Annotated in this window: 21 protein-coding genes; 7 read left to right on the top strand and 14 right to left on the bottom strand. The window is 69.3% G+C overall.

What is annotated here, in order from left to right; all coding sequences use genetic code 11:
• Nucleotides 1-8 precede the first annotated feature (8 nt).
• From ELQ90_RS08635 to ELQ90_RS08610, 4 genes are all read right to left on the bottom strand, one after another.
• A complete protein-coding gene (locus ELQ90_RS08635) occupies nt 9-1,040 on the bottom strand; it encodes an acyltransferase family protein (RefSeq protein ID WP_128494881.1) in 1,032 nt (343 codons plus the stop codon).
• Nucleotides 1,037-2,356, bottom strand: a complete 1,320-nt coding sequence (locus tag ELQ90_RS08630; protein WP_128494880.1) for a hypothetical protein — start codon at nt 2,354-2,356, stop codon at nt 1,037-1,039. Before ELQ90_RS08630 ends, ELQ90_RS08635 begins: the two co-directional genes overlap by 4 nt.
• An 89-nt stretch (nt 2,357-2,445) precedes the next feature.
• Entirely contained in the window at nt 2,446-5,160 is a 2,715-nt protein-coding gene (locus ELQ90_RS16575) for a right-handed parallel beta-helix repeat-containing protein (RefSeq protein ID WP_166408933.1), read from the bottom strand.
• Between the two features lie 272 nt (nt 5,161-5,432).
• The gene (locus ELQ90_RS08610) at nt 5,433-6,842 is read right to left on the bottom strand and encodes a tyrosine-protein kinase domain-containing protein (RefSeq protein WP_128494877.1); all 1,410 of its coding nucleotides are present in this window, start codon (nt 6,840-6,842) and stop codon (nt 5,433-5,435) included.
• On the opposite strand from ELQ90_RS08610, the gene ELQ90_RS08605 reads away from it, so the two are divergent.
• A complete protein-coding gene (locus ELQ90_RS08605) occupies nt 6,831-7,595 on the top strand; it encodes an arsenate reductase/protein-tyrosine-phosphatase family protein (protein WP_341810300.1) in 765 nt (254 codons plus the stop codon). The two genes, ELQ90_RS08610 and ELQ90_RS08605, sit on opposite strands and share 12 nt — an antisense overlap.
• A gap of 48 nt (nt 7,596-7,643) precedes the next feature.
• On the opposite strand, the gene ELQ90_RS08600 is transcribed toward ELQ90_RS08605, so the two are convergent.
• Genes ELQ90_RS08600 through ELQ90_RS08590 form a run of 3 tightly spaced genes read right to left on the bottom strand, consistent with a single transcriptional unit; the run spans nt 7,644 to nt 11,613 of the window.
• Complete coding sequence (locus ELQ90_RS08600; RefSeq protein ID WP_243696082.1) at nt 7,644-8,858, bottom strand: glycosyltransferase; 1,215 nt, start codon at nt 8,856-8,858, stop codon at nt 7,644-7,646.
• 11 nt (nt 8,859-8,869) lie between these two features.
• Entirely contained in the window at nt 8,870-10,102 is a 1,233-nt protein-coding gene (locus ELQ90_RS08595) for a DUF1972 domain-containing protein (RefSeq protein WP_128494875.1), read from the bottom strand.
• Complete coding sequence (locus tag ELQ90_RS08590; protein WP_128494874.1) at nt 10,102-11,613, bottom strand: sugar transferase; 1,512 nt, start codon at nt 11,611-11,613, stop codon at nt 10,102-10,104. Before ELQ90_RS08590 ends, ELQ90_RS08595 begins: the two co-directional genes overlap by 1 nt.
• Nucleotides 11,614-11,957: 344 nt before the next feature.
• Between ELQ90_RS08590 and ypfJ the strand changes: the two genes are divergently transcribed.
• The 4 genes from ypfJ to ELQ90_RS08570 all read left to right on the top strand — a co-directional run bounded on the left by ypfJ (nt 11,958) and on the right by ELQ90_RS08570 (nt 15,475).
• A complete protein-coding gene (gene ypfJ / locus ELQ90_RS08585) occupies nt 11,958-12,833 on the top strand; it encodes a KPN_02809 family neutral zinc metallopeptidase (RefSeq protein WP_128494873.1) in 876 nt (291 codons plus the stop codon).
• Nucleotides 12,834-12,971: 138 nt separating this feature from the next.
• Entirely contained in the window at nt 12,972-13,307 is a 336-nt protein-coding gene (locus ELQ90_RS08580; RefSeq protein ID WP_128494872.1) for a PadR family transcriptional regulator, read from the top strand.
• Nucleotides 13,304-14,287 carry a permease prefix domain 1-containing protein gene (locus ELQ90_RS08575; RefSeq protein WP_128494871.1) on the top strand — a complete coding sequence of 328 codons (984 nt, stop codon included), beginning with the start codon at nt 13,304-13,306 and terminating at the stop codon, nt 14,285-14,287. The genes ELQ90_RS08580 and ELQ90_RS08575 overlap by 4 nt, the downstream gene beginning before the upstream one ends.
• Nucleotides 14,288-14,296: 9 nt before the next feature.
• Entirely contained in the window at nt 14,297-15,475 is a 1,179-nt protein-coding gene (locus ELQ90_RS08570; RefSeq protein ID WP_128494870.1) for an acyltransferase family protein, read from the top strand.
• 38 nt (nt 15,476-15,513) lie between these two features.
• Here ELQ90_RS08570 and ELQ90_RS08565 read toward each other — a convergent pair whose 3' ends face one another.
• From ELQ90_RS08565 to ELQ90_RS08555, 3 genes are all read right to left on the bottom strand, one after another.
• Nucleotides 15,514-16,650 carry a bifunctional 2-methylcitrate synthase/citrate synthase gene (locus ELQ90_RS08565; protein WP_128494869.1) on the bottom strand — a complete coding sequence of 379 codons (1,137 nt, stop codon included), beginning with the start codon at nt 16,648-16,650 and terminating at the stop codon, nt 15,514-15,516.
• Between the two features lie 44 nt (nt 16,651-16,694).
• Nucleotides 16,695-17,603, bottom strand: coding sequence for a methylisocitrate lyase (gene prpB, locus ELQ90_RS08560; protein WP_128494868.1), 909 nt, complete (start codon nt 17,601-17,603; stop codon nt 16,695-16,697).
• Between the two features lie 146 nt (nt 17,604-17,749).
• The gene (locus ELQ90_RS08555) at nt 17,750-18,607 is read right to left on the bottom strand and encodes a LuxR C-terminal-related transcriptional regulator (protein ID WP_243696081.1); all 858 of its coding nucleotides are present in this window, start codon (nt 18,605-18,607) and stop codon (nt 17,750-17,752) included.
• Nucleotides 18,608-18,743: 136 nt separating this feature from the next.
• On the opposite strand from ELQ90_RS08555, the gene ELQ90_RS08550 reads away from it, so the two are divergent.
• The gene (locus ELQ90_RS08550) at nt 18,744-19,103 is read left to right on the top strand and encodes a DUF485 domain-containing protein (protein WP_208020606.1); all 360 of its coding nucleotides are present in this window, start codon (nt 18,744-18,746) and stop codon (nt 19,101-19,103) included.
• Complete coding sequence (locus ELQ90_RS08545; RefSeq protein ID WP_128494865.1) at nt 19,100-20,686, top strand: solute symporter family protein; 1,587 nt, start codon at nt 19,100-19,102, stop codon at nt 20,684-20,686. The genes ELQ90_RS08550 and ELQ90_RS08545 overlap by 4 nt, the downstream gene beginning before the upstream one ends.
• A gap of 241 nt (nt 20,687-20,927) precedes the next feature.
• Here ELQ90_RS08545 and ELQ90_RS08540 read toward each other — a convergent pair whose 3' ends face one another.
• The 4 genes from ELQ90_RS08540 to ELQ90_RS08525 all read right to left on the bottom strand — a co-directional run bounded on the left by ELQ90_RS08540 (nt 20,928) and on the right by ELQ90_RS08525 (nt 26,209).
• On the bottom strand, nt 20,928-24,026 hold the full coding sequence (locus tag ELQ90_RS08540; RefSeq protein ID WP_128494864.1) for an AAA family ATPase: 3,099 nt from the start codon (nt 24,024-24,026) through the stop codon (nt 20,928-20,930).
• Complete coding sequence (locus tag ELQ90_RS08535; RefSeq protein WP_128494863.1) at nt 24,023-25,174, bottom strand: exonuclease SbcCD subunit D; 1,152 nt, start codon at nt 25,172-25,174, stop codon at nt 24,023-24,025. The genes ELQ90_RS08540 and ELQ90_RS08535 overlap by 4 nt, the downstream gene beginning before the upstream one ends.
• Before the next feature lie 64 nt (nt 25,175-25,238).
• Entirely contained in the window at nt 25,239-25,841 is a 603-nt protein-coding gene (locus ELQ90_RS08530; RefSeq protein ID WP_128494862.1) for a DUF4126 domain-containing protein, read from the bottom strand.
• A gap of 164 nt (nt 25,842-26,005) precedes the next feature.
• On the bottom strand, nt 26,006-26,209 hold the full coding sequence (locus ELQ90_RS08525; protein WP_128494861.1) for a cold-shock protein: 204 nt from the start codon (nt 26,207-26,209) through the stop codon (nt 26,006-26,008).
• Between the last annotated feature and the right edge of the window lie 43 nt (nt 26,210-26,252).

Genomic DNA, 26,252 nt, shown 5'->3' with positions numbered 1-26,252 from the left:
GACCATCGTCATCGGAGCGTGGGCACGCTGAAACGGCGCGGAGCCCGGTAGAGGACGGCCAGCGGGCCACGGGAGGCGAGCGCACTGAGGACGAGCGACAGCACGATCGCGAGGAAAGCGACGGCCGGCGGGAGGATCGCGCCGATCGGGTCGAGCGAAACGAGACCGTCGAGCGCGGTGAGGACGACGGTGATGAGCACGATGAGAGGCGTGTGGCTCAGGTACACCGGGAGGGTGTTCGCGCCGATCGCCGCGAGTCGCGGGATGCGCACGAGTGCCCGGGAGATGGTGACGCCCGCCACCACTCCGAGGACGCAATTGACGAAGTACAGTCCCGGGACCGTCCGGAGGCCGAGCGCCGGGATCGCTAGGGACAGCGACGCCCACGCGAGCACGGCGGCCACGAGGAGCGGGCCGGGACGGCGCGAGCCCAGGGCGAGCACGTGCTCCTTGAGGTAGAGGCCGGCCAGGAAGAACGCGAAGTACTTGAAGACGCCGCTGTACCCGATGACCTCGGGTGTCTCCCATCCGCTCAAGGCTGCCGCGGACACGAGGGCGGCGACGGCGAGCTGCACGCGCGGGTCGATCCGTCGCAGGAGTTTGGCGGCGATGAAGAAGAGCGCGAGCGCCCAGATGAACCACAGCTCGAAGCGCGGCTCGAACGGGGAGCGGAGCCACGCGAGCACGAGCCGCGGCACGCTGATGTCGCCGAGCGAGACGCCCTGCATCGTCTGACCGATGACCGAGATGACCGATCCGATGGCACCCCAGACGAGGAACACCCACGCGAACAGCGAGAGCTTGCTCGACCAGAGGGACGACCACGCCGCGGTGAGCCACTTCCCGGCGAACAACCCGGCGAGGACGAAGAAGAGCGGCATACGCAGCGTCGAGAGCACCGAGCTGATCGCGTCCCAGGCTTCGGTGTCGACGGTCCCGCCGAGCCAGCGAGTGGCGTGGACGAGGGCGACGAGGCAGATGGCGAGTCCGCGACCGGCGTCGACCCAGGCGTGGCGGCCGGGTCGGTTCACGGCGCTCACCGTGACGTCCGAGCGGGGAGGGTGATCGTCCCGATGTGCTTACCCGTCGGAACGGCCGTCTCGTCGGTCCGACGGACGACGAGCCCGATCGCGAGGAACAGCATGAGAAGAGGGATCGACGAGTGCACGGGACTGAAGAGCAGGTTCCAGAGCATCCGGACCGCGAGCCAGATGAGCAGGGCGCTCGCCGTGCGCCGGGCGAGGTGGTGGCTGAGCGACTGGAAGGTGACCACGAGCAGGATGATCGCGAGTACGGCTCCCGCGAGCCCGAAGAGGATCCACAGGTCTCCGACGATGGAGTGCACCTCGTAGCTGGACCCGAACATGTAGCCCTCGACGTACCCGTTGTTCGGGGCGTAACCGATGGCGTCCATGCCGGTCTTGGCGACGAGGATGTCATCGAGGTTCGGCGTGATCCCCGAGCCGTAGCCCCACGGTCGGTCGGTCAGGAGCCCGAAGGTGGCACCGGCTTCCGGCCGCCCGCCGAGAAGCAGGTTTCCGGAGGTTTCGATCTGGGCCTGCGTGCGCTCCTGGGTGCGCTCGCCGAGCAGCCCCCCGAGGATGACGGCTTGAGTGACCGTGTACACGATCGATCCGAGCACGCCGATGCTCAGCAGCGTCCGGATGGTCGACGCACGTGCTCCTGCCGCGGTCGGCCGCATCTGCCAGAGGATCAGCATGGCCGTCATAGCGAGCATCGCGCTTCCGGCCCGACTGTCGTTGAGCGCCGACACGAGGCATAGGCCGAGCGCCGCGATCACGGCGACCGCTCTACTCCGGAGGAGCCAGGCGATCGCGAGGAGGAGGACCGTGAGCGGGAGTGAGAAGGCGAATCGCCAGGGATTCTCCGAGCCGAGTCCGCTGCCGAGGGGGATGCCCGTGGTCATGCCGACACCGAAGAGCACGGCGACCCACGGCCCGCCGAGGACCCGGCGCGACCAGAGCAGAGCACCGATTCCCATGCCGAGGCCGATTATCTCGACGCTGTTGGTCACGAGAGCCGCGTTGTTGACCGTGTGGTCGCTGCGCGCGAGGAGTGTCAGGACGGCGCCCGACACGGGTGCGACGACGCACAGGACGAGGAGGATCGTCGCACCGCGGAATCGCGCGACCGACGAGAGCCAGACCGGGAGCAGAAGGAGGGCGACGAGATGACCGACCTGCACGCCGTTCGACACGGTGTATCCGACCGCGAGAGAAACGGGAACGAGTGCTGCGAGGCCGTGCTCGAGTGGCGAGGAGACCGGGAAACGCGAATCGCCGCCCGCCCGATCGAGGATCGGACGAGGCGGCGATTGGCGTGTGAGCGTCTGCACGTCGTCCTCCCTTCGTCCGGTGACGGTGGCCGACGGGCGGCCACCGACACTCAGACTAGTCGAGGTGACGAATGCTCACATTCCCCCGTTCACGGGGTGGGTGATGCTCCCAGCGCGGGCAGGCCGAGACCGGCGAGCAGGCCGGTCAGGGACGAGGGGAGCGGCAGGCTGATGCTCCGGGCGAGATCGGACGCCTCACGTGTGAGGGTGAAGTCGCCGTTCACGGCCGTGGAGGACGTGAGCATCTCGGAGCGCTTCTCCTGGCCCGTCGCCGCCGAGAAGGCGTCGAGGCTCCGGTAGTACGACGGGCCCGCTCCGCCGTCGGCCCACCGCACGACGGTGTAACCGCCCCGAGTGGGGTTCTGGTAGAGGTTGCCGTTCGTCGTGACGCGCATGTCCTCCGCCGCGAGCTTCTTCTCCTGATCGAGGACGTGCAGCATGCCGCTCGTCGTGGCGCTGCCCAGGACGTTGTTGGCGATGGTGATGTTCTTCGTGAGCCACGGCACCGTCATATCGGGAAGCGACTGGCGAGGGTCGTGACCCGCGTACTTCAGGTTCGACTGGCGGCGCTCGTCCTGGACGATGTTGATCGGTCCGCGCTCGTTGTCGACGATCGTGTTGTTCCAGACCTGCACGTCGCCGGTGTTCTGGATGTGCAGACCGTAGGTCACGTTGTTGTCGAGGATGTTGTCGGCCACGACGACCTTCTGCGAGAGCTCGAGTGTGAGTCCCGTGCCGTTCTCGGAGATGCGGTTACCGGTCACGGTCCCGTCGTAGACGGACTCGTCGAACCAGAGGCCCGTGGTCCGGTTTGCGAGGAAGTCGTTATCGGCGAAAGTGACGTCACGGCTCCGGCCGATCTTGAAGCCGCCGGAGGACGGGCTGCCCTTGAACCGCTGCACGTTGTTGTCCTCGACGAGCGAGTCCTCGAGCGTGAAACGGTCCGTGTAGGTGGCACCGCCGCCGGAGCGGCCGTTGCTCGAGATCGTCATGTTGCGGAACGTGATCCCCGAACCGCGAGCGGCGGCGACGCCGGAGGCGGCGTTGTCCCGGGTGACGACGTTCTCGAAGGTCACGTTCGACGCCTGGGCGAGGAGAGGAGCCTTCTGCCAGACCGACGTCGCGTAGCGCTGGACTCCGATGCCCCGCACGACCGACCCCTCGGTCATGATGTCGATGCCGAGCTGCAGCGTGCTCGCCCGGACGTCACGGCCGGACGGGTCGGTTCCGAGGAACAACTGGTCCGATCCCCGATCGACGTAGAAGGTGCCCTCCTTGACCGCTCCACGCGATCCGACCTCGGTGAGAGGCTGGCCGTCGACCCACACCTGGTCGGGGTGTGCGGCGAGCGGGAAAGCGGGATCGAGGAATTTCGTCGACTCGTCGTCGTTGTCCGGAGCGCCCTTGATGAAGGTCGGGCTCGTATCGAAGTCGTAGTCCCAGCCGCCGACGACCCAGTCACCGCCGGCCGCCTTCCAGGAGTCGATCTTCTCGGCGCCGTCGAACCAGACGGCTTCACCCGGGTAGGACTGGATCGTGAGGCGCTTGCCGCCGCGGACTTCCACGTGCTCGTGGTACGTTCCGCCGCGCAGGACGAGAGTGTCTCCGCTCTCAGCCTCCTCGATGGCCCTCGCCACCGTCTTGAACGGTGACGACTTCGATCCGTTCCCCTCGGTCGCCGCCGAGGCCGAGACGAAGACCGCACCGGTCGGCACGGCGTACGTCGTGCTTCCGACCGGCGCCGACCCGCGGCTCGACGAGTTCGAGGGCTCCTCGGGAGCGGGCTGCTCCGGCGTCGGGGTTGGCGTGGGTGCCGGCGTGGTGGGTGTCGGTGCCGGGGTGGTCGGCGTGGGCGTCGGAGCAGGCGTGCTCGGCGCATCCGTCGGCGTCGGCGTCGGTGCCGTGGGCGTGGGCGTGGGCGTGGGCGGCGTCGGTGTCGGCGTCGGGTTCGTGTCCGTCACCAGCTCGACGGCAGTCAGGTCGTCGAGCGAGATCGCGACGGGTTCGGAGCCTGAGGACAGGTACGTCCACACGCCGACGCCGCCGGAGGCGATGCGGGAGTCGCTCGAGTCGGTCGCGCTGCGCTGCCACTCGGGCGCGCTCGTTCCAGCGGGGTACGCACGGGCCTGCGTCGCGACCTTCGCCGAACCGGTGACCTGCAGGTCTACGCGCAGAGCGCTACCGGCGGTGACGCCCGACGCGACGTGCCTCGACCCTGCCAGGACCGACTTCTCCGAGAGGGATCCGTTGACGCGGACGATGCGCAGGAGGGCGTCGCCGTCCGGCGTGATGCGGAGGGTCGCCCCGTAGAACGAGGACCCGTCGGAGCGCGCCTGAAGCGTGAAGTACACCCCGCCGCCGCTCGCGGGAAGCTCCGGCACCGCGACGGTCACCGATGCCTGGGAGTCACCGGCAGAGCTCGACGTGAGCACGGCGTTCCGAGAGGTGCCGCCACTGCCGAAATCGACGGTGCCGACTCCGTCCTCGACGGACAGCCCCTTCGTGGAACCCGAGGCGTATTTACCGCCGCTGTCCGCCGCGCCGAAGCCGGTCGGCTCCGTGCGGGAGAAGCTGTCGCTGGCGATGACGTCGCCTTCGACGTAGCCGGCGGCTGTTGCCCGGCCGGTCGTCTGCACGATGTTGCCGATCGTGAGGGCTCCGACCGCGGCGACCGCCGTCAGGGCGAGGGCGCCGCGGTAGGCGCGCGCCGACGAGCGACGAGCGCGACGTTCGGTTCGACGTGTCGGATGAAGAGGGGGCGCGGCCGTCTCCGGCGCGATGAACGTGGTTCGACGATGGGTCACTGCTGTCCTCTGCGGTGTGCTGACGGCCCGGTGGGGGGTCGGGTGGACCGTCGTCAACGTGTTCGGGCGATGGCGAGCGTGAGCGGATCCGGTGGATTTGTCCCCCGAACGCGGCACACGATTGCCGAAAGGCTAGCAAGTCCTCCGGGTGTGGTCCACCGGAAAATCGAGGATGGCTCAGGGTGATCCGTGCACGGGAAGACGAAAAGCCCCGTCATCCCACAGTTCGTGGGACGGCAGGGCCTTTCGCGGAATCGAGGCTCCCTCGCGTGTCAGGCGTCGTCCTGGCCGGTCGCGGCGCTCACGATCGCGTCCCGTGACGGTCGTGACGGGGACTTCTCCGACTCCGTGTAGTAGGTGAGTCGCTCGTGACCCTTGACGTCGTTGGCGACGACGCCCAGCGTGCGGGCGCCGACCGAGCCGAGTGTCGCCATGGCCTTGGAGAGCTGAGGACGCTTCGTCTTCTTGTTGCGGGCGACGACGATGGCACCGTCCGTCTCGTGCACGAGCCACAGCGGGTCGGTGACGGGGATGAGCGGCGACGTGTCGATGACCACGAAGTCGTACTGCTTCTTGAGCTCGGCGAGGGTCGCGCGCATCGTGTCGGACGCGAGCAGCTGGTTCGGGTTCGGGGGAATGGTGCCGGCCGTGAGGACGTCGAGCCCCGGAGCGCCCCAGGGCTGAACGGCATCGGCGATCGTCGAGCTGCCCAGCAAGACGTTGGTGAGTCCGACACTGCCGTCGAGGCCCGTGTAGTCGGCCACGGACGGCTTCCGGAGATCGGCGTCGATCAGGAGGACACGTCCCATGCTCTCAGCCAGGGTGAGGGCGAGCCCGACCGAGACGGAGCTCTTGCCCTCAGCCGGCATCGCCGAGGTGACCACGACGGCTGAGACGGGCTTGTCGACGTCGGCGAAGGCGAGGCTCATCGTGAGTCCGCGGAACGCCTCCGCCGTGGCGCCGTTGGGATTCGTGCGGATGACCTGGGCGATGCTGCGATCACGCGGGCCGCGACCGATCTCGGCGAGGACGGGGGAGTCGGTCACGAGCTCGATGTCCTTCTGCGAGCGGATGCGTGTGTCGACCAGTTCCCGCACGACGGCCCACGCGAGGCCGAGCAGGAGCCCGATGCCTCCGGCGAGCGCCGCGATCATCTTCGTGTCCGGCGAGAACGGCGCGACCGGAGTGGCGGCAGGCGAGATGACCGTGAGCTGGACCATCGGCTTGCCGTCGGACCCGCGCGGCGAGATCCCGGTGTCCGCGACGGCGTCGGCGAGGGAGCGGACGACGGCCTGAGCGAGCCGACGGGCCTGCTCGGGGTCGCCGCTCGTCGCCGAGATCTCGACGATGACGGTGTTGAGCGGGGTGTCGGCCGTGATCGCCTTCGCAAGATCCTTGACGCTCATGTCGAGGCCGAGGTCCTCGATCACGGGCTCCAGGACGTACGGCGACTTCGCGACCGTGGCGTACGACTGGACGATGCCCTGGACGAAGGTCGAGCCCTGGACGAGTTCGTTCGTGGTCTCCCCGCTGACGGTCGACGCGTAGGCGCTCGCCGTCGACCGGTACATGTCGGGCATCGTCTGCGCGTAGGCGAAGCCGGCGCCCGCGCCGAGCACCGTGAGCAGGGCGATGACGATCCACTGCTTCCTGATCGCCGCGATGTAGTCGTGGATGGTCATACGAGTCCCCCTCTGGTGGTTCGACCGGTTCGGGGGCCGGTCGCCCCGTGCATCGTGTCTCCGCTCGGCCGGTTAGGATTGCCCGGTATCGAAGGGAGGGTGGTCCTGGACGAAAATCGTGGCCGGAACCTGTTGGTGGTGTGTGCTGCGAACGTCTGCCGCTCGCCTCTTGCCGAGTATCTCTTGATGCGCGGCCTCCGGTCGATACCCGAATTCGAGGGACACTCAGCTTCGAGTGCCGGGGCGGGTGCCCTCGTCGGAGCGGCGATCTGCCCCCGCGTCGACGCTCGCATCTGGGCGACCGCACCGGACGGCGCCGACTTCACGAAGGCCCATGCGGCGAGGCAGCTCGACGCGGATCGCGTGAGCGGAGCCGCCCTCATCCTCACGGCGTCGAAGGCGGAACGCGCGGCTGTCGCACGGGTCGACTCCTCGGCGAGAGCGCGCACCTTCACCCTGCGTGAGGCCGTGGCCCTCGCGGAGACCGACGTCGCGGTGTCGGACATCGACGAGTCCGCTCCCGCCTTCGAGCGGTTCGCCGCGACGCTCAACGGTCGCCGCGGCCTCACTCCTCCGGCAGCGCGAGCCGCGCGGTCGAGCTTCGCGCGATGGTTCCGCGGTGCGGCCGGGGGCGACCCGCTCGACGTCGTCGACGGGCACGTGCTCGGCGACAGACAGCACGACGTCGCGCTCGACGAGGTCACGGAGACGGTGGATCGCCTTCTGACCGTGCTCGCCCGCTTCGGTTCCTGATCGACCACGGCGCGGGCCGCGGCTTCGGGGAAGCCGGTCGAGTGACCGTTACGCATGGGCTCTGACGCGCGACCGGCGCCCGACGGCGACCGCCGCGGCGGCGTCGGCGATCCGACGCTGATACGTCGCGACGGAGTGGCGCTCGCGGGCGACCGCTTCGTCCGAGATCGCGTCGGATCGGAACCGCTGCCAGTCGCCCCACACCCGCTCGAGCGCGTCGGCGATGTCGTGGGCGTCTCCCGGTTCCACCTGCTGAGCGGAGCGGTAGCCCCACGCCGCTTCGCGCAGTCCCGACGTGTCGCTCACGACCACGGGCCGAGCGGCGAGCACGCTCTCCACGGCGGTGTTGCCGAACGGCTCGTCGAGGCGCGAGGGGACGACGAGCACGTCACTCGCGGCGAGGAACGGCCAGGGGCTGTCCTGGAAGCCGCGCAACTGCACGCTGTCGCGCAGACCGAGAGTCGCGATGCTGTCGCGCAACTGCTGCTCGAACCACTCGTACCCCGGGAAGACGGCGCCCACGAGGTCGAGGCGCGCCGGGATGCCGCGCTCGCGCAGGGCGGCGGTCGCCTCGATGATGAGGTCGGGTCCCTTCCGGGGTGAGAGCCTTCCGACGTAGAGCACGCGTAGTTCGTCGTCGAGGGTCTCCCGGGGCGCGGTGACGGCCTCGGGGCCGATGACGCCGTTGTAGACGACGGTGCAGCGCTCACCGAGCGATGCGAAGGAGTCCCGGAGGACACCGGCGCTGTAGTTGCTATTCGCCACGAGTTGGTCGGCGAGGAGGAGCGGAAGAGCGAGCGCTCGCATCATGACCTTCGATGCCGAGCCCTCGGCCTCGTGCACGTGCACGACGGATGGGATCCGGAAGAACCGGGCGAGCACGGTCCAGAGGGGGATCGTGATGGTGTTCGTCCACACGACACTCGGACGGACCTCGCGAACAAGGCGCCGTCCGGCCCGCAACCCGGTGATCGTCTGCGAGACGAGGGCGAACAGCCCCCGCGGGGTGAGGAGGCTCTTGCGGAGGACAAGGGTCGGCGTGAAGACGACGCGAGCGCCGCGCTCCTCGAGGAGTCGGACGAGGGGGCCGTCGTCGGGGAGGGTGACCGTGACACGGATGCCCGCGTCCACGAAACCCTCGACGGATTCGAGCAGGACTCGGTCCGATCCGTACATGTCGGCGCTCGGGTGCGCGACGAGGTACGACGTCGCCGCCGCTCCGGTGGCCGATGCCCGCTCGTCGGTCTTCGTGAGGCGCTCCACGGTGGCGCCCCTCACGAGACGGGGGAGGCGACGGAAGCGCCGGATCGCGACGAGCTCGCCGAGCGACGGGCCGATCTCGCGATCGGACGGATGGAGTACCCGGCGGCCAGCCGGGCGGCGAGGTGCTCGTAGCCGGTGGTCACGAGGTCCCAGTCGTAGGTCGTCGCAGCGCGGACGCGCAGGCGGTCACCCCTCGAGAGTGTCGCCGCGAGGTCGGACTCCGAGGACTCGAGCAGGGGTGCGAGCGCTGACGCGCTCCCGAAGTACCGCCCGTCCTCGAGGGTCACCTCGCGGTTGAAGTCGACGTCCCACGCGAGGACGGCCGTGCCGGCGCCGATGGCACGCAGCAGCGACGGGTTCGTGCCGCCGACGGAGTGGCCGTGGACGTACGTGAGCGCGTTGGCGTACAACTCGTCGAGGAGGTCCTGGTCCCACACGCCTCCGAGCATGCGGATGCGGTCGTCGCTCGCGGCGATCCGCTCGATCGCCGCGGTGTATTCGGCCGAGTACGGGGCGGAGCCCACGACGACGAGAGGCAAGCGCGCGTCGCTCGCCGAGTAGCCCTCGACGATCTCACGGACGTGGTTCTCCGGCTCGAACCGCGCGACCACGAGGTGGAAGGCGTTCGGCGTGAGGCCGAGCTCACCGATCCGCGTCGACGTCGGTTCGTCGATGATCGTGGCGCCGTAGCTGATGAGCTCGGTCGGCACGCCGAACTCGTCGTCGTAGTAGTCGGCGATGCCCTGGGCATCGGCGATGAGGGCGTCAGACCAACGGACGGCTGCGGATTCGGCGGCTCGGTAGTACCGCTTGCCGGCACCGCCCCACTTGTCGCGCTTCCATTCGAGGCCGTCGACGTGCACGGCGGTCGGGATTCCGCGAGCGCGGAGCACGGGCACGAAAGGAGCGTTCGCGGCGTTGAAGACGAAGGCTGCGTCCGGCGCGGCGTGCGTCACGGCGTGGATGGCGGAGAGTCCGGTGTGGCTGAGGGTCTCGGCGACCTTGACGTGGAGCGCAGGGAGGTGGACGAGGGCCATGCCCAGGTGCTCTGCGGGCTTCTCGCCGTCCTTCGACCGGCAATAGACGGTCACGGAGTGGCCGCGCTCGACGAGACGACGACCGATCTCCTCGATCGCCGTCTCGAAGCCGCCGTAGGCCGCGGGCACGCCGCGCGTGCCGATCATCGCGATATGCAGCGGACGCGCCGTGCGCTCAGCCGTCGGCATCGTGGTCGCGTCGCTCATCAGTAGGCTCCAGAGGGCTGCGTGACGACCTTGACGGTGCGCCACAGGATCATGAGGTCGCCGACGAGCGACCAGTTCTCGACGTAGTAGAGGTCCAAGCGGACGCTCTCCTCCCAGCTGAGGTCACTGCGTCCTCCGACCTGCCACATGCCGGTGAGGCCGGGCTTGATGTAGAGCCGGCGACGGACGTGGCTCTCGTAGTCACTCACCTCGCGAGGGAGCGGCGGACGGGGGCCGACGAGGCTCATGTCGCCGACGAAGACGTTCCACAGCTGGGGGAGCTCGTCGAGGGAGTACTTCCGGAGGACCCGGCCGATGCGTGTCACCCGCGGATCGTTCTTCATCTTGAACAGCAGACCGCTGCCCTCGTTCGCCGCGAGCAGGGCCGCGAGGTCCTGCTCGGCGGTCGGCACCATGGTGCGGAATTTGAGCATGGTGAAGCTGCGCTCGCCCTTGCCGACGCGCTCCTGGCGGAAGAGGACGCCACCCGGGCTGTCCGCGTTCACCGCCAGAGCGATGATGCCGAAGAGCGGTGCGAGCAGGAGCAGGCCGATCCCGGACGCGACGATGTCGAACGAGCGCTTCACGACGTGCTTGAGGCCGTCGAACTGCGGGATCTCGACGTGCATGAGTGGGAGGCCGTCGACCGGGCGGAAGTGGATGCGCGGCCCGGCGACGTCGGTGAGCTGGGCGGCGAGCACGAGTTCGGTGCCCGTGCCCTCGAGGTCCCAGCTGAGGCTGCGGATGTACGACGGGTTGCGGCTCGCCGCTCCGGCGACGATCACGGCATCGGCCTGGAGGTTGCGGGCGAGGGTCGCGACCCCGGCGGGTTCGCCGACGATCGGGACCCGGCGGTCGCCGACCGAGATGTGGGACTCGGTGCTGTCGGAGACGGTCGCCGCGACGACGTTGTAGCTCGCTCGCGACTTGTCGTTGATCTGACGGACGACGTACTCCGCCTCGTCGACGCCGCCCACGACGATCGCTCGCGACAGGAAGCGGTCACGCGCCGGCTGCCGAAGCAGCCAGTGTCTCCAGGCCCATCGGGTGGAGACGAGACCGAGCGTCCCGACGCCGAGCGCCGTGAAGAAGAAGACTCTGGAGACCTCGGCCTGAACGGCGAAGAGGAGGATGCCGAGCACGGCGAACGCGATGACGCTCGCGTTCGTGACGCGCTTGTACTCGCTCGCTCCGATGCCGATGACGCGGATGTCGCGAGTGCGGTGCGCTCCAAGGGTCGCGATCCACACCGTGAGGATGATGGTGGACGCCACGGCGTACGTGAGCACCCAGGTGGAGTCAGGGGCGACCGGCTCGAAGAGCGAACGGACGAGGTAGGCGAGGCCGAGCGAGGCGGCGATGACGGTGACGTCGTTCGCGAGCAGCCTGGCGCGGTGCGACTGGGCCCACTGGCGCTCCGACGTCGTGTGCGCCCCCCGCCGCGTCACCCAGGACGTGGGGAGGAATCGGCCGAGGTCGTCGGCGGGCAGAAGGTGCTTGAGCTCCGTCATGCCGAATCCTGGTCCTTCCCGGCGAGATCGCGGAAGGCGAGCTCCCGATGTCTGTTTACGAGCGAATGCATGGCCGTTGACCCCCCTCTGTCACGACGGAATCGGATGGCCTCCCGACCACTCCGGTTCGGGTCGGGAGTGGGCGGGAGGCGTCCGGGTTCGGAATGTGAGGTGCCCTCAACTCCGTAATCTGAGAGTAGCTCAGATACCGAATCGGGCACAGGAGTCTCTCCACCCCCATTGCGGGGGGTGAGGGGTACTCACGTTCATTTCCGGGCTACCGTTCGGCGGTCGGACGCCGCAAGGGATGCCTTCGTCGTCGCCCGTTTCGCTACCGTGTGCGCATGACGTTCAACGAAGGCGCGGACATCCGCGGAGGCAAGGTGTCACGGCGGCGGGGGCGCACGGCGGGGGTCGCCGCCGGCGGTGGAGGCATCCTCGTCCTCGCTGTCGTGCTGCTCGGCCCCCTGTTCGGGATCAACATCGACCCGTCGGCGCTTCTCGGGGGCGGCGGGGCGGGAGGGGGTGTCGCGGCGACCGATTCCCCGCTCGCGGAGTGCGTCACGGGAGAGGATGCCAACACGGAGCTCGACTGTCGCATGCAAGCGGCCGCGACCTCCCTGGATGTGTTCTGGTCGCAGGAGGTCGAGGGCTATCAGCAGCCGGAGCTCATCCTCTTCGAGCAGGCCGTCGACACCGGGTGCGGTCAGGCGACGAGCGCCGTCGGGCCCTTCTACTGCCCGCCGGACCAGATGGTCTACATCGATACGACCTTCTTCGACGAACTGCGCACGCGCTTCGGGTCCTCGGGAGGGTCCCTCGCCCAGCTCTACGTCGTCGCGCACGAGTGGGGGCACCACATCCAGAACATCACCGGGCGGATGGACGGGCTCGACATGTCGCAGACCGGGCCGGAGTCGAACGGAGTCCGACTCGAGCTCCAGGCCGACTGCTACGCCGGGGCGTGGGTCCGGGCGGCCCAGGAGACGACGGATGCCGACGGCGACGTGTTCCTCGAGCCCGTCTCGACGGAGCAGATCGCCGACGCCCTGAGTGCTGCCGAGGCTGTCGGCGACGACCGCATCCAGGCCTCAGCGGGTGGAGGCGTGAACCCCGAGACCTGGACTCACGGTGCGAGCGAACAGCGCCAGGCGTGGTTCACGACCGGGCTCGAGAACGGAACGGCGGCGTGCGACACCTTCTCGGCGCGTCACCTGTGAACTGAAGCCGCCTCGTCGGGCGCCGGTCGGACCGTTGGTCCGACCGGCGCTCGTGCTTTCCTCCTCCCGAGGGCGGTCGACCCAGGACGAACACTGTGTGGTTGACCATAGTGTGCGTCGCACAGTATCGTGTCGGGCGTGGACGAAACGACGGCTCAGCATCTCCAAGAACTCCGCCGGGGGACGGTCGTCCTCGCGTGTCTCGTCACCCTCGAGCGACCCGGCTACGGCTACGCCCTTCTCGAGTCCCTCGCCGACGCCGGCTTCGCCGTCGACGCCAACACGCTCTATCCCTTGCTCCGTCGGCTCGAACGGCAGGGGCTTCTCGAGAGCGAATGGAACACGGACGACGCGCGACCCCGGAAGTTCTACCGGACGAGCCCAACCGGCCGCGAGCTCGCCGCCCTCCTGCGTCGCGACTGGGACGCGTTGCACACCGCCATCACCGACCTGATCGAAGGAGAGTCGTCATGACCTCGCTCACCGACCGCTACGTCGCCGCCACCGTTCGGAGCCTCCCCGAGACGCAACGAGCCGACGTCGAACGCGAACTCCGTGGGTCGATCGAAGACCACGTCGATGCCCGTCGCGAGGCGGGAATGACTGCCGAGACGGCGGAGCGCGACGTTCTCACCGAGCTCGGTGATCCCGCGGGTCTCGCCGCCCGGTACTCCGAGCGACCGCTCTATCTCATCGGTCCGACGAACTTCCTCTTCTACCGCCGTTCGTTGATCGCGCTGCTCGCCATCATCGTCCCGATCTCCGCCGTGGGTTCTGCCCTCGTCCAGGCGTTCATGGGTGAGGCCGTCGGCGCCGTGATCGCCTCAGCCGTCGTCACGGCGCTGTCCGCCGCGATGCACATCGGCTTCTGGGTGACCCTCGTCTTCGCCGTCCTCGACTGGACGGGCGCCTCGAAGAGCGGACCGCTCGTGCGCTGGAGCCTCGACATGCTCCCCGAGGCTCCCGAGCGGCGTGCGCACCGCGGCGACACGATCGCGTCCCTCGTCCTCCTGACCCTCGTCCTCGTCTTCCTCGCGTTCCAGCAGTTCTTCCCCATCGCGTGGAACCTCGACGGACCGGTTCGTGAACCCGTCCTCGATCCGGCACTGTGGAGCTTCTGGCTGCCTTACCTCATCGCGACGGTGATCGCCGAGATGGTGTTCACGCTCGTGAAGCACCGTGCGGGAGGGTCGACGTGGCCGCTCGCGGTCGTCAACGTCGTGATCGCGTTCGCGGCCGCCGTTCCGGTCGCGGTTCTCGCGCTCGCGGGAGCGCTCTACAACCCGGCATTCCTCGCAGCGTTCGACTGGATGCAGGCCGACGGCGTCGGTCGAGTCCTCGCCGTGGGGACGGCCGCGGTCGCACTCGGCGTGGCCTCATGGGACGCGATCGACGGCGTCGTCCGCGCTGCCCGGGCTCCCCGCAGTGCTCGACGCCGACCACTCGCCAGATAATGTGAGTGCGTGACCACATCCGCGCTCTCGCATCCGGTCGACAGTCGCGTCCCGAAACGGTTGCACTCCCTCGACGGACTCCGCGGCGTCGCTGCGCTCGTGGTGCTCTTCCACCACTCGCTCTTGACGGTGCCCACGCTCGCCGCCGCGTACTTCCCGGGTGCGGAGAAGGCGTCCCCGGGATCGTGGGAGTGGTTCCTCACCTATACGCCGCTCCACGTGCTGTGGATGGGGTCGGAGGCCGTGGACCTCTTCTTCATCCTGAGTGGCATCGTCCTCGTGCTCCCGGTGCTGCGATCGCGACGGCACTCGTGGGCCGCGTACTACCCGCGTCGCCTGATCCGCCTGTACGGCCCGGTGTGGATCGCCGTCCTGTTCGGCATCGCCACCATCCTGCTGGTCCCGCGGTACGACGTCCCGGCCTTCGGCCCCTGGATGGAGTCGCTGCCCAACGCCTACTCGCTGCGCGGACTCTTCAAGGACACGACCCTCGTCTTCGGTATCTCGGGACGGATCAGCCCGCTGTGGTCGCTCCGGTGGGAGATCGTGTTCTCCCTGCTGCTCCCTCTCTACGTGTGGTTCGCGGCGCGGGCGCCCGGCTCGGTCTGGCTCAAGTTCGCCGGCGTCTTCGGCCTCATCGCCCTCGCCTCGATCATCAGTAGCGACGAGCTGCGCTTCCTCCCCGTGTTCGCGATCGGTGCTCTCATCGTGATCGGCTGGGGGCGATTCGCGGATCTGGCCGCGTGGGCGGCGGGGCGGACGTGGTTCTGGCCCCTGGTGTTCGCGGTCGGAGTGATCCTCGCGGCCGTCCGGTGGGAGCTCGGCGCTGTCGGCGTCCCCGCGTTCCCCGCGTGGAGGACGTCGGTCGTGAGCGTTCTCGGTGTCAGCCTCATCGTCCTCTCGGCGGCGTTCTGGGGCGGCTTCCGCCGTCTCCTCGAGGCACGCGTCGTCCAGTGGCTCGGCACCGTCTCGTTCAGCCTCTACCTCATCCACGAGCCCATCATCATGACGGTCCGCACCCTCCTCGTCGACGCGTCGCCGTGGCTCGGGATCGCGATCTCGATCCCCGTGTCCCTGGCGCTCGCGCACGTGTTCGCTCATCAGGTGGAGATGCGCTTCCACCATCTGGCGCGCTTCGTCGGCGGCCGCGTCGACGCTGCCATGGAGAGCCGGACCTCACGCCGCTGACCTCGGAGCCCGACGAGACGCCGTGCCTCCACCGCCGATCAGGCTCCGGGAACGTGCCTCTCGTCGGGGCCGACGTACTGCGACAACGGGCGGATGAGGGCGTTCGAGCCGAGCTGCTCCCGGATGTGAGCCGTCCAGCCGACGACGCGCGCCGCCACGAAGAGCGGCGTGAACGCTTCCGTCGAGAACCCCATGAGGTGGTATGCGGGACCCGAGGGGTAGTCCAGGTTGGGCTTGATGTTCTTGCGGTCGCCCATGGCCTGCTCGAGTTCCTCGTACAGCGCGAGCACCTCGGGGCGGTCGTAGAACTCGACGAGCCGCTCGAGCGCCGCGCGCATGGTCGGAACGCGCGAGTCGCCGTTCTTGTACACGCGGTGGCCGAAGCCCATGATCTTGCGCTTCTCCGCGAGAGCGCGATCGAGCCACTCGGCCGCGCGTCCGTCGGGGGCCTCGTCGAGCCCGATCTCGACGAACGTGTGGAGCACCGCTTCGTTGGCGCCGCCGTGGAGTTGGCCCTTGAGGGCGCCGACCGCGCCCGTCACGGCCGAATAGACGTCGGCGAGCGTCGATGTGATGACGCGGGCCGCGAAGGTGGAGGCGTTGAAGGAATGCTCCGCGTAGAGCACGAGTGACACCCGGAAGGCATCGACGACGATGTCGTCCGGCACCTCGCCGAAGGTCATCCAGAGGAAGTTGCGGGCGTAGTCGAGGTCCTCGCGCGGCTCGATGAGTTCGTGGCCCTTCCGACGTCGCTCGTCGAAGGCGACGATCGCGGGGATCGCCGCGAACAGGCGCACGGACTTCTCGAGCGTCGCCTCGGGCGAGCGGTCGTCGGCGCTCGGGTCGGTGGCGCCGAGGACGCTCACGGCGGTTCGGACGACGTCCATCGGGTGGGCCGTCTTCGGTGCGAGCTCGATCGCCGCGCGCACCTCGGGGGCCAGCGCGCGCTGGGAGCGCTCGGCGCGTTCGAACACCGCGAGCTCCTCCGGGGTGGGCAGTTCGCCGTGCCACAGGAGCCAGGCGACGGCCTCGAACGACTGGGTCGCGGCGAGCTCCTGCACGGGGTACCCCCGGTAGAGCAGGGAGTTCGTCTCGGGGTTCACCTTCGAGACGGCCGTGGTGTCGACGACGACCCCGGCGAGACCCTTGCGGATCTCCTGATCGGACTCTGACATCGTGCTCCTTCGAATCGATGAGGGGTCGGTCTGGCCGGTACGCGTCACGACAGGTTGTCGTCGAGCGTGAAGTCGAAGACGCCCGAGTCGAAGCTCGAGTACGACTCGTAGTCGAGCAGCTCGTAGAGCTCCGCGCGCGTCTGCATGTTCGGCACCTCGGCGGCGAGCGACCCGTCGGCCTTGAGGGTGTCGAGGGCGCGCATCGCGGCGCCCATCGCGAGGCGCAGCAACGACACGGGGTAGATGACGAGATTGACGCCGACGTCGCGCAATTGCGCAGTCGTGAAGAGTTCGCTCTTCCCGAACTCCGTCATGTTCGCGAGCACGGGGACGTCGACGGCCGCCCTGATCGCCGCGAACTCGGAGAGGTCGCGCATCGCCTCGGGGAAGATCGCATCCGCACCCGCGTCGACGAATTCCTTCGCGCGGTCGACGGCCGCGTCGAGCCCCTCGACGGCACGGACGTCCGTGCGCGCCATGATGAGCAGGTTCTCGTCGCGGCGGGCGTCGGCGGCCGCCCGGATACGCTTCGTCGCGCTGGCCCTGTCGACGACGGCCTTGCCGTCGAGGTGGCCGCAGCGCTTGGGGTTCACCTGGTCCTCGATGTGGAGACCCGCGACGCCGGCGTCCTCGAGGGTCTGCACCGTACGGGCGACGTTGAGCGGTTCGCCGAAGCCCGTGTCCGCGTCGACGAGGACGGGAAGCTCCGTCATCCGGGCGATCTGGCCGGCACGGCCGGCGACCTCCGAGAGCGTCGTGAGACCGATGTCGGGCAGGCCCAGCTCGGCGGACAGCACGGCCCCCGACACGTAGACGCCGTCGAAGCCCTTCTGCTCGATGAGCTTCGCCGAGAGGGGAGTGAACGCGCCGGGGAGCTGCAGGAGCTCTCCGCTCGCGAGGCGCTCGCGGAACGCTCTGCGCTTGTCTGCCGGGGTCGTGGTGGCGTACAGCATCGGTGCCTTCCGTACTCGCGTGCGCGAACCGAGTGGTTCTCCACCAGCCTACGGACTCCGTCGTCCGATGGGGTCGGAGCGGAGAGTGAGAGCAGCGATCGTCGCGCGATCGTCCCGCTGCGTTCACCTCGTGCTCCTCGTTCGCGTCAGGGGATGAGGCCCCGAGGTCGTGCCGCCGACACCGCTTGCAGCCGTGTCGACGCGTCGAGCTTCGTCATCGCCGACGCGAGGTAGCTCTTCACCGTGGACTCCCGGAGTCCGAGTCGGACGGCGATGTCGGCGTTCGTGAGTCCCACGGCGGCGAGCCCCAGCACGTCGTGCTCGCGCCGGGACAACGACACGGCGGAGTCGGCGTGCCGTATCGGGAGCCGATCGTCCGAGACGTCACCGGCCATACCGCCGAGGGCCGCGAGTCGCCGCTCGACGCTCGAGAGTCGGGCGCGCAAGGCGGGGTCGTCGATCGTTCCGGAGATGCTGCGGAGCTCGGCGTAGGCGAGCCGGACGTCCTCGAGGGAGGAAGCGGGCACCGTCGCAGCCGTCGGTCCGCCGAGCGGGCCGGCGCTCGAGCGCTCGCGCGCATCCCGTTCCGCGAATTGGTGGGCGAGTCGAGCAGCGACCGCGACGGCCGAGGCCGCGAAGCGGTCACCGACGGTTCCGGGTGCCCGCGAGCCGCCGTAGATCATGCCGCGCGTCCGACCGGCCACCACAATGGGCACCGCGAGCAGGGCGGCGATCCCCTCGCCGAGGATGTGACGGTCGTAGTCGTGGGTGATACGGCGCGACGCCCCGTAATCGCTCGTCGCGTGGGGCCGAGCGTCGATGAGGGCCTGCCCCCCGAGACCTCGGCGCGGCGAGACCGACAATCCGTTGAGCGCGGTCGTGCGCGCCCCCGCGATCGTCGTCACGGCCACGACGCCGTCGACCGTCGCGCCGCCGAACGCGACGGGGATGCCGCTCACCGAGGCGAGCTTGGTGAGCGCCGAGTCGATCAGGGACGTTTCCATCGGCTCCGTTGCCGTGTGAGTCATCTGCGCGATACCAACTTTCGGGGGTAGTCCTTGATCCCGACACGTTCGTAGCGTGAACCCTACCACCGGCCCGCCACCCGCGGGCGGCACGGGAAATCGTTTCAAAGGAGAGATGATGACACCGAACAGCCCACCATCCGCCGGAGGCGGCGTCCGGCGCATCGACTACCGGTCCGTCGAGGATTCCCCCGACTTCCGGGAGCTGAAGGCGCGACACCGGCGCTTCGTCCTGCCGGTCGCGGCGCTCGCCGTCGTCTGGTTCCTCGCCTACGTCCTGCTCGCGACCTATGCCTCCGACGTCATGGCGACGCCGGTGTGGGGGCGCATCAACATCGGTCTGCTCCTCGGCCTGGCGCAGTTCGTGACGACGTTCGCGATCACCATGATCTACGTGTCCTACGCCAACCGGCAGCTCGATCCGCTCGCGGAGAAGCTGCGCGACGACCTCGCCGCCGAGGAGGTGGCCCGATGAACGTCCAGGAGCTCAACAACCCCCTCCTCAACATCTCGATCTTCGTCCTCTTCGTGGGGGTCACGCTCTTCGTCGTGATCCGCGCGAGCCGCAACAACAAGACCGCCTCCGACTACTACGCCGCGGGGCGTTCGTTCACGGGGCCGCAGAACGGCGCGGCGATCGCGGGCGACTACCTCTCGGCGGCGTCGTTCCTCGGCATCGTCGGGGCGATCGCGGTCAACGGCTACGACGGCTTTCTCTATTCGATCGGGTTCCTCGTCGCATGGATCATCGCCCTGCTCCTCGTCGCCGAGCTCATGCGGAACACGGGCAAGTTCACGATGGCCGACGTGCTCTCGTTCCGCTTGCGCCAGCGTCCCGTCCGTCTCGCGGCGGCCATCACGACGCTCGCGGTCACGTTCTTCTACCTGCTCGCGCAGATGGCGGGAGCCGGCGGCCTCGTCGCCCTCCTGCTCGGTATCAACGACCGGATCGGTACCGGAGTCGTCGTGACCGTGGTCGGCGCGCTCATGATCGTGTACGTCCTCATCGGTGGAATGAAGGGCACGACCTGGGTGCAGATCATCAAGGCCGTCCTGCTCATCGCCGGTGCCGCCGTCATGACGGTGTGGGTGCTCGCGCTGCACGGCTTCGACCTCTCGGCGCTGCTCGACAAGGCCGTGCAGTCGGCGGGCACGGAGGAGATCCTCGCCCCGGGGAAGCAGTACGGAGCGAACCCGCTCAACTTCGTCTCGCTCGGCCTCGCCCTCATCCTCGGTACCGCGGGGCTTCCGCACGTGCTCATGAGGTTCTACACGGTGCCGACGGCGAAGGAGGCGCGGCGGTCCGTCGTGTGGGCGATCTGGCTCATCGGGGTCTTCTACCTGTTCACGCTCGTGCTCGGCTACGGAGCGGTCGCCCTCGTGGGCAGCGAGACCATCCTCGGGTCGGCCGGAGGCGTGAACTCGGCTGCGCCCCTGCTCGCGCTGCAGCTCGGCGGTCCGATCCTGCTCGGGATCATCTCGGCGGTCGCGTTCGCGACGATCCTCGCGGTCGTCGCGGGGCTCACGATCACGGCGGCCGCGTCGTTCGCCCACGACATCTACGCGAACGTCGTGAAGCGAGGGGACGCGGACCCGCAGATGGAGGTCAAGGTCGGTCGTCGCACGGTCGTGGTGATCGGGGCGGTCGCGATCCTCGGTGGGATCGCCGTGCAGGGGCAGAACGTCGCGTTCCTCGTGGCGTTGGCCTTCGCGATCGCGGCGAGCGCGAACCTGCCGACGATCGTGTACTCGCTGTTCTGGCGGCGGTTCACGACGCGGGGCGCCGTCTTCAGCATGTACGGCGGACTCGGGAGCGCGCTTCTGCTCATCGTGTTCTCGCCGGTGTTCTCGGGCGCCGAGACGTCGGTGTTCAAGGGCGTCGACTTCTCGTGGTTCCCGCTCGACAACCCCGGAATCGTGTCGATCCCGCTCGGGTTCCTGCTCGGTTTCATCGGCTCGCTCATCCCGCAGAAGACGGCCGAGGACCCGGCTCTCGCCGCCGAGATGGATGTGCGGTCGCTCACGGGACACGGCGCGGAGAAGGCCTCGTCCCACTAGACCCGGCTCGATGACGAGAGCCCCGGCACCGGTTCGGTGTCGGGGCTCTTGCAGGCTCGTTCGCTCGTCCACCCGGCGTGAACGGATACGCTCGCACGTTCCGTCCGCGACGCGGTGGCCGCGGACACCGACGGCTCGAGCCGGGGGAACTCAGGTAGTGGGGACTCGGACCGCGGGCACCCGGACCCCGAGGACTCGTGACCGGGGGCACCCGCACCGCGACGAGTCAGAGCCCGACGAGTCAGACCGGGACGGTCGCGTGGTGCTGGCGCACCCTGCTCGCACCGGATTCGTCGACCTCGACGGTGAGGCGGGCGGAGATGCGCTCCTTCATGGCATCGACGTGGCTGATGAGCCCGACGGTGCGGCCGCCTGCCCGTAGCTCGTCCAGGGTCGACATCGCGATCTCGAGAGTCTCGCCATCGAGTGATCCGAAGCCCTCGTCGATGAAGAGGGTGTCGAGGGTGATCCCGCCGGCCCGCTCGGTGACCACCTCGGCGAGCCCGAGCGCGAGGGCGAGGGCGGCGAGGAAGGTCTCACCACCCGAGAGGGAAGCGGTCGGTCGGGCACGGCCGGTGTACTCGTCGCGGATCGCGAGCCCGAGTCCCGACGCGGCGTTGCGGTAGGCGACGGAGTCGTCGTGCTCGAGCGTGAATCGTCCGCTCGTCATGACGTGGAATCGGCGGTTGGCCGCCGCGATGATCTGCTCGAGCTGGGCCGCGAGCACGAACGTCTCGAGGTCCATCCTCCGGGTGTTGGGCGACTTCCCCTCGACCGCGTCAGCGAGCCCCCGGATGGCGTCGGCCTCGTCGCGCCGCGCGCGTACGGCCGAGAGTGCGGAGAGCGCCTCCCGGCGGACGGTGGCGAGCTCGCGTTCGCGCGACTGCAGCGTGTGGAGGTCGGCGAGGACGCGATCGCGGGAGGTTCGCGCTTCGACGACGGCCGCCGCGCTCGCCGCCGTGTCCGGGGCGTCGCTCGGCAGATCGGCGAGATCGGGGTCGGAGAGCGTCGCCGTGTTCACCACCCGCGCGTCTGCCGCGGCCGCGACGCGCTTCTCCAGGGTGCGGATGTGGGCGCCGTCGCGATGGGCGGCACGTACGGCCTCGGCGTCGGCGAAATCCTGCCCGCGTCCCGTCGTGTTCGTGATGGCGGTGTCGAGGGCTGAACGAGCGTCCGAGAGCTCGCGCATGCGTTCCTCGGCCGCGCTCGATGCCGCGGCGAGTGCGGCGGCGGCGTCGCGACGGCCGGTCGTGCGCGCGACGCGATCCGCGACGGACGCGCTCTCGCCTCGGGCAGCGGTGACGCGAGAACGTGCGGCGTCGCGTCGCGTCGTGGCGGCGACGAGAGCCTCCGTCGCCGCGTCGCGCTGCCGGACGAGGTCGTCGAGTACCGCGTCGGCTCGCTCCGCCTCCGCGCCCAGCTCGTCGACGACGGCCTCGAGTCGCGGCAGCCGCGCCCTCGCTGACGCGCAGGCATCGCGGTGGGACTCCGCGTCGGCCAGCTGCGCCTCGAGTTCGTCTACCGTTGCGCCTCCGGAAGCGACGATCGCTTGCTTGTGAGCGGTGTCGGCCTCTCGAGCGGCACGGCTCGCCCGCTCGACAAGGATCGATCTCTCCGCATCCGCGGCGCGCGCAGCCTCGATGTCGTCGTCACCGACACGATCATCGTCGGCCGGGGGAGCGGCCGGCGCAGGGTGGACCGTGGACCCGCACACGGCGCACGGCTCCCCGTCGAGCAACCGCTCGGCGAGTTCGCCGGCGTAAGCGCCGAGCCGGACCGTAAGGAGGTGCTCGAGGTGTGCGCTCGCGTCGCGCGCCGCTTGCCGTGCGGCGATCTCGGCGGCGTCAGCCCGGCGCAGCTCCTCAGCTCGAGACCGGACGTCGTGGGCAGCGGCGGACTGTCGCTTGAGCCTCTCGACGACCGACGTCGCGGCGTCGAGCTCGGCCGCCGCGGCGCGCGCCGCGGTCACGGCGGCTCTCGCGGCCTCCAACTCGGAGGGGATCTCGTCTCGGCGGACGGAGGCCTCGTCGACGGCGCGACGTGTTGCCGAGACCCGGTCTTCCGCGCGTTGCACGTCGTCGTCGAGACCCGGCAGGGTGCGCTCCTCGGCGGCGGCCTCCGTGAGGCTGCCGAGCTCGCGCGTGAAGACATCGACGGCGATCGGCGCCGGCGTCGATGCATCGACGTCGGAGACGTCCGTTCCGGCGAGGGATTCCTCGAACGCACGTCGAGCCCTGTCGAGTTCTTCTGCTGCGGCCGACGCGCGATCCTGACCGGTGTCGATGGCGACGACGAGAGGCCACAGCGGAGCGGCGGCCCGCGCGCGCTCCAGCTCCGCACTATCCGCGGCATCAGCGGCGGCCCGCGCGTCGAGTTCCTGCCGGATCAGTCGCGCCGCGTCGCGACGGCGGATCCGTCGTGCGAGTTCCTCGACACGTCGGTCCTCCTCCTCTGCGGCGTCGGCTGCGGCGTCGGCTGCCGCGACGCGCCGCTCGGCGGCTGTCAGCAACGGCAGGAGGGAGGCGACCCGTTCGGCGAACCAGGTCTCGTCCGGCGAATCCCGCCGGACGGCGACCGGCGGGGGCTCCTCCCCTCGTGCCGGGTCGGCTCCGGTCGGCTGCGCACGATCGTCTGCGACGGAGGTCTCCCGAGAGCTGTCGAGCCGAGGGATCGTCGCCACGAGGTCGGTTGCGCGTTCGGCGAGGCGCTCGACGGTCGCGAGTTCGGCGCCGAGTTCGTTCTCGACGGCCTTCCGTCGCTCGACGAGGTAGTCCTCGAACGACGAGAATCGTTCGGTGGCGAAGAGCGACCGCAACACGTCTTGGCGCTCGTCGTGACCGGCGGCGAGGAAGCGCTGGAACCGGTTCTGCGCGAGGAGGATGACCTGGAGGAACTGGTCGCGCGTCAACTGGACGATGTCGGCGAGCCGGATGCCGACGTCCTTGGGCCGCGCCGCGACCCCGTGCCAGTCGCCGTCGACGAGCATCGCGAGCTCGGCGGACGGCGGCGATACCGTCGTGCCCTCGCCGCGCGACTTGGGACGCTCGTATGCGGGGGAGCGGGTCACCCGGTAGTCGTGTCCGCCGGCGGAGAATTCGAGGGCGACCCACGTGGGGTCCTCGGGCGCGCAGTGGTCGCTGCGCAATCGCGCCTCGCCCTTCTCGAAGCGCGGCACCGACGCGTAGAGCGCGAAGCACACCGCGTCGAGGATCGTCGACTTGCCCGCGCCGGTGCGACCGGCGATGAGATAGATGCCGTCGTCCTCGAACGCCCGGAAGTCGATGTTCTGCTCATCACGGTAGGGACCGAAACCGGCGAAGGAGAGTCGCGTGATCCTCATCGGCTCACCTCGCGTGCGGCGACCGCGGCGAAGGCGTCGTCCACGAGCTCGGCCTCCGCGGCGCTCGGCCCTCGACCGTTGCGCACGTGCTCGAGGAAGCCCGCGACGATCTCGACGTCGCTCTTCTGATCGATCCGCGCACCGTACGTCTCCCTGCCGTCGTCGTGCGTGGTCGCCGGACGGTGTTCGAGCAGTGCGCACCATCGGAAGCGTCGCTGGAGGCGCGGCATCGCGTCGAGCGGCCGCACGTCGTCCGTGAGGACGGCCGCGACCCAGTTGTCCTCGAATTCGGCGTAGTCGGGCGAGAGCAGCAGCTCGTCGAGCGTGCCCGTGAGGCGAACGAGCCGCCGGGGGACGGGAAGGTCAACCCACTCGACGGCACCGAGCCCTGCGGCGTCGAGATCGACGAGCCAGGCTCCGCGCGGCTTGTCGGCCTCGCTGAAAGAGTAGTGCAGTGGGGCGCCCGAGTACCGTACGCGGTCGGAGAGCGTCGCTCGGCCGTGGATGTGCCCGAGCGCGACGTAGTCGGGACCGTCGAACGTGGTGAGCGGGACGAAATCGAGTCCGCCGGCCGTGATGTCACGCTCGACATCGCTTCCCGCTGCACCGGTGGCGAAGCAGTGCGAAACGACGATGGAGCGGCCGCCCCGCTGGCCGGCGTCGACGCGGACACGATCCATGACGAAGCCGAGCACGTCGGCGTGGCGCTTGAGCGCGGCCTCTGGGTAGCGGTGTCGGACGAGCGACGGCTCGAGGTAGGGGATGCCGTAGACGTGGACGGGGCCGTGTTCGTCGTGCAGAGTGACGGGCACGTCGTGCTGTTCCGGCCGGGTGATCACGTGGACGTCGGCCAGGCGGGCGAACTCTGCCTGGAAGCCCAGCCGCGCTGCCGAGTCGTGGTTGCCGCTCGTGACGACGACGACTGCTCCGGCCTCGTGCAGGCCGGAGAGCGCGCGTTCGAGGACGCCGTAGTGCTCGGCTGCCGGGGTGGCGCCGTCGAACACGTCGCCCGCGACGAGCACGACGTCGACGGAGCGCTCCCGGACGACGGCGACGAGGGCGTCGAGGACCGTCCCGAGGGCTTCCGTGGTGCTGTGACCGTGGAAGGTGCGACCGACGTGCCAGTCGGACGTGTGGAGGATCCTCATGCGACCACGATAACCACGGCCACCGACAGTCCCGGACCGCTGCGGCGCGGCCGAGGCGACGGCCTCACGCGGGCGCTGCGGCGTTCGCCGCGCGAGCACGTCTCCGCCGCCGCACGAACACCACGGCTCCCCAGATGAGACCCGCGATGGCGACGACGACGAGGATCGGGACGAGGACGGCGAGGATCACGAGCCCGACGCTCGCGACGTCCTCGACGGCGCTCAGAACGGGTGCCGCGAGACCGAAGGTGGCCGCGTTGGCGACCGGGCGGATGGCCGCCTTCGCGAGATGGACGAGCAAGGCGATGCCGATTCCCGTCACGATGGGCACCCATTCGCCGCTCGAGACGAACTGTTCCGGATCGGTGACGGCGACGGTCTCCGACGCGGATCCGGAGCCGAAGACGATGCCTCCCGATGCCGGGCGCACGACCGTCTGGATGATGTCGTTGACGCTGTCGACCGCGGGGATCTTGTCGGCGATCATGTCGATGACGAGGAGGACGCCAAGCACGACCATGACCCACTCGTTCTCGAGCCAGGCCCACCCGGGCGGAACCGAGAGAAGGTCGGTGAAGCGCGACAAGAGCCCCATGGCGAGCATCGGGATGTACGCGTTGAGGCCCGCGGCCGAGGCGAGACCCAGGCCGGTGAGCGCTTCGAGCATCTCCGCTCCCTCCGGTGGGCGGTCGCGCCGTGGAGGCGGCGATCCGATGCATCGATTCTACCGGGCGGTGACGGGTTCATGAGGGGACGGCTGGACACGAAGAACGCCGGGCCGGCGGGACCGCTTTCGCGGTACCGACGACCCGGCGTTCCGGGGAGGTCGACTCAGATCGCGCGGATCTTCTCGGCCTGGAGGCCCTTGGGTCCACGGGCGGTCTCGAACTCGACGCGCTGGTTCTCCTCGAGCGACCGGTAACCCGTCGACTCGATGGCGGAGAAGTGAGCGAAGACGTCAGCAGAGCCGTCGTCGGGGGAGATGAAGCCGAAGCCCTTTTCCGCGTTGAACCACTTAACAGTTCCAGTAGCCATGATCATTCCTTACTTTGTGGTGTTGCCGACCCGGCTTGCGGGA

The sequence above is a fragment of the Labedella phragmitis genome, assembly GCF_004078635.1.
Taxonomy (GTDB): Bacteria; Actinomycetota; Actinomycetes; order Actinomycetales; family Microbacteriaceae; genus Labedella; species Labedella phragmitis.
Note: the sequence above shows the minus strand (reverse complement) of the source record. Positions and strands in the feature narration are given on the sequence as shown.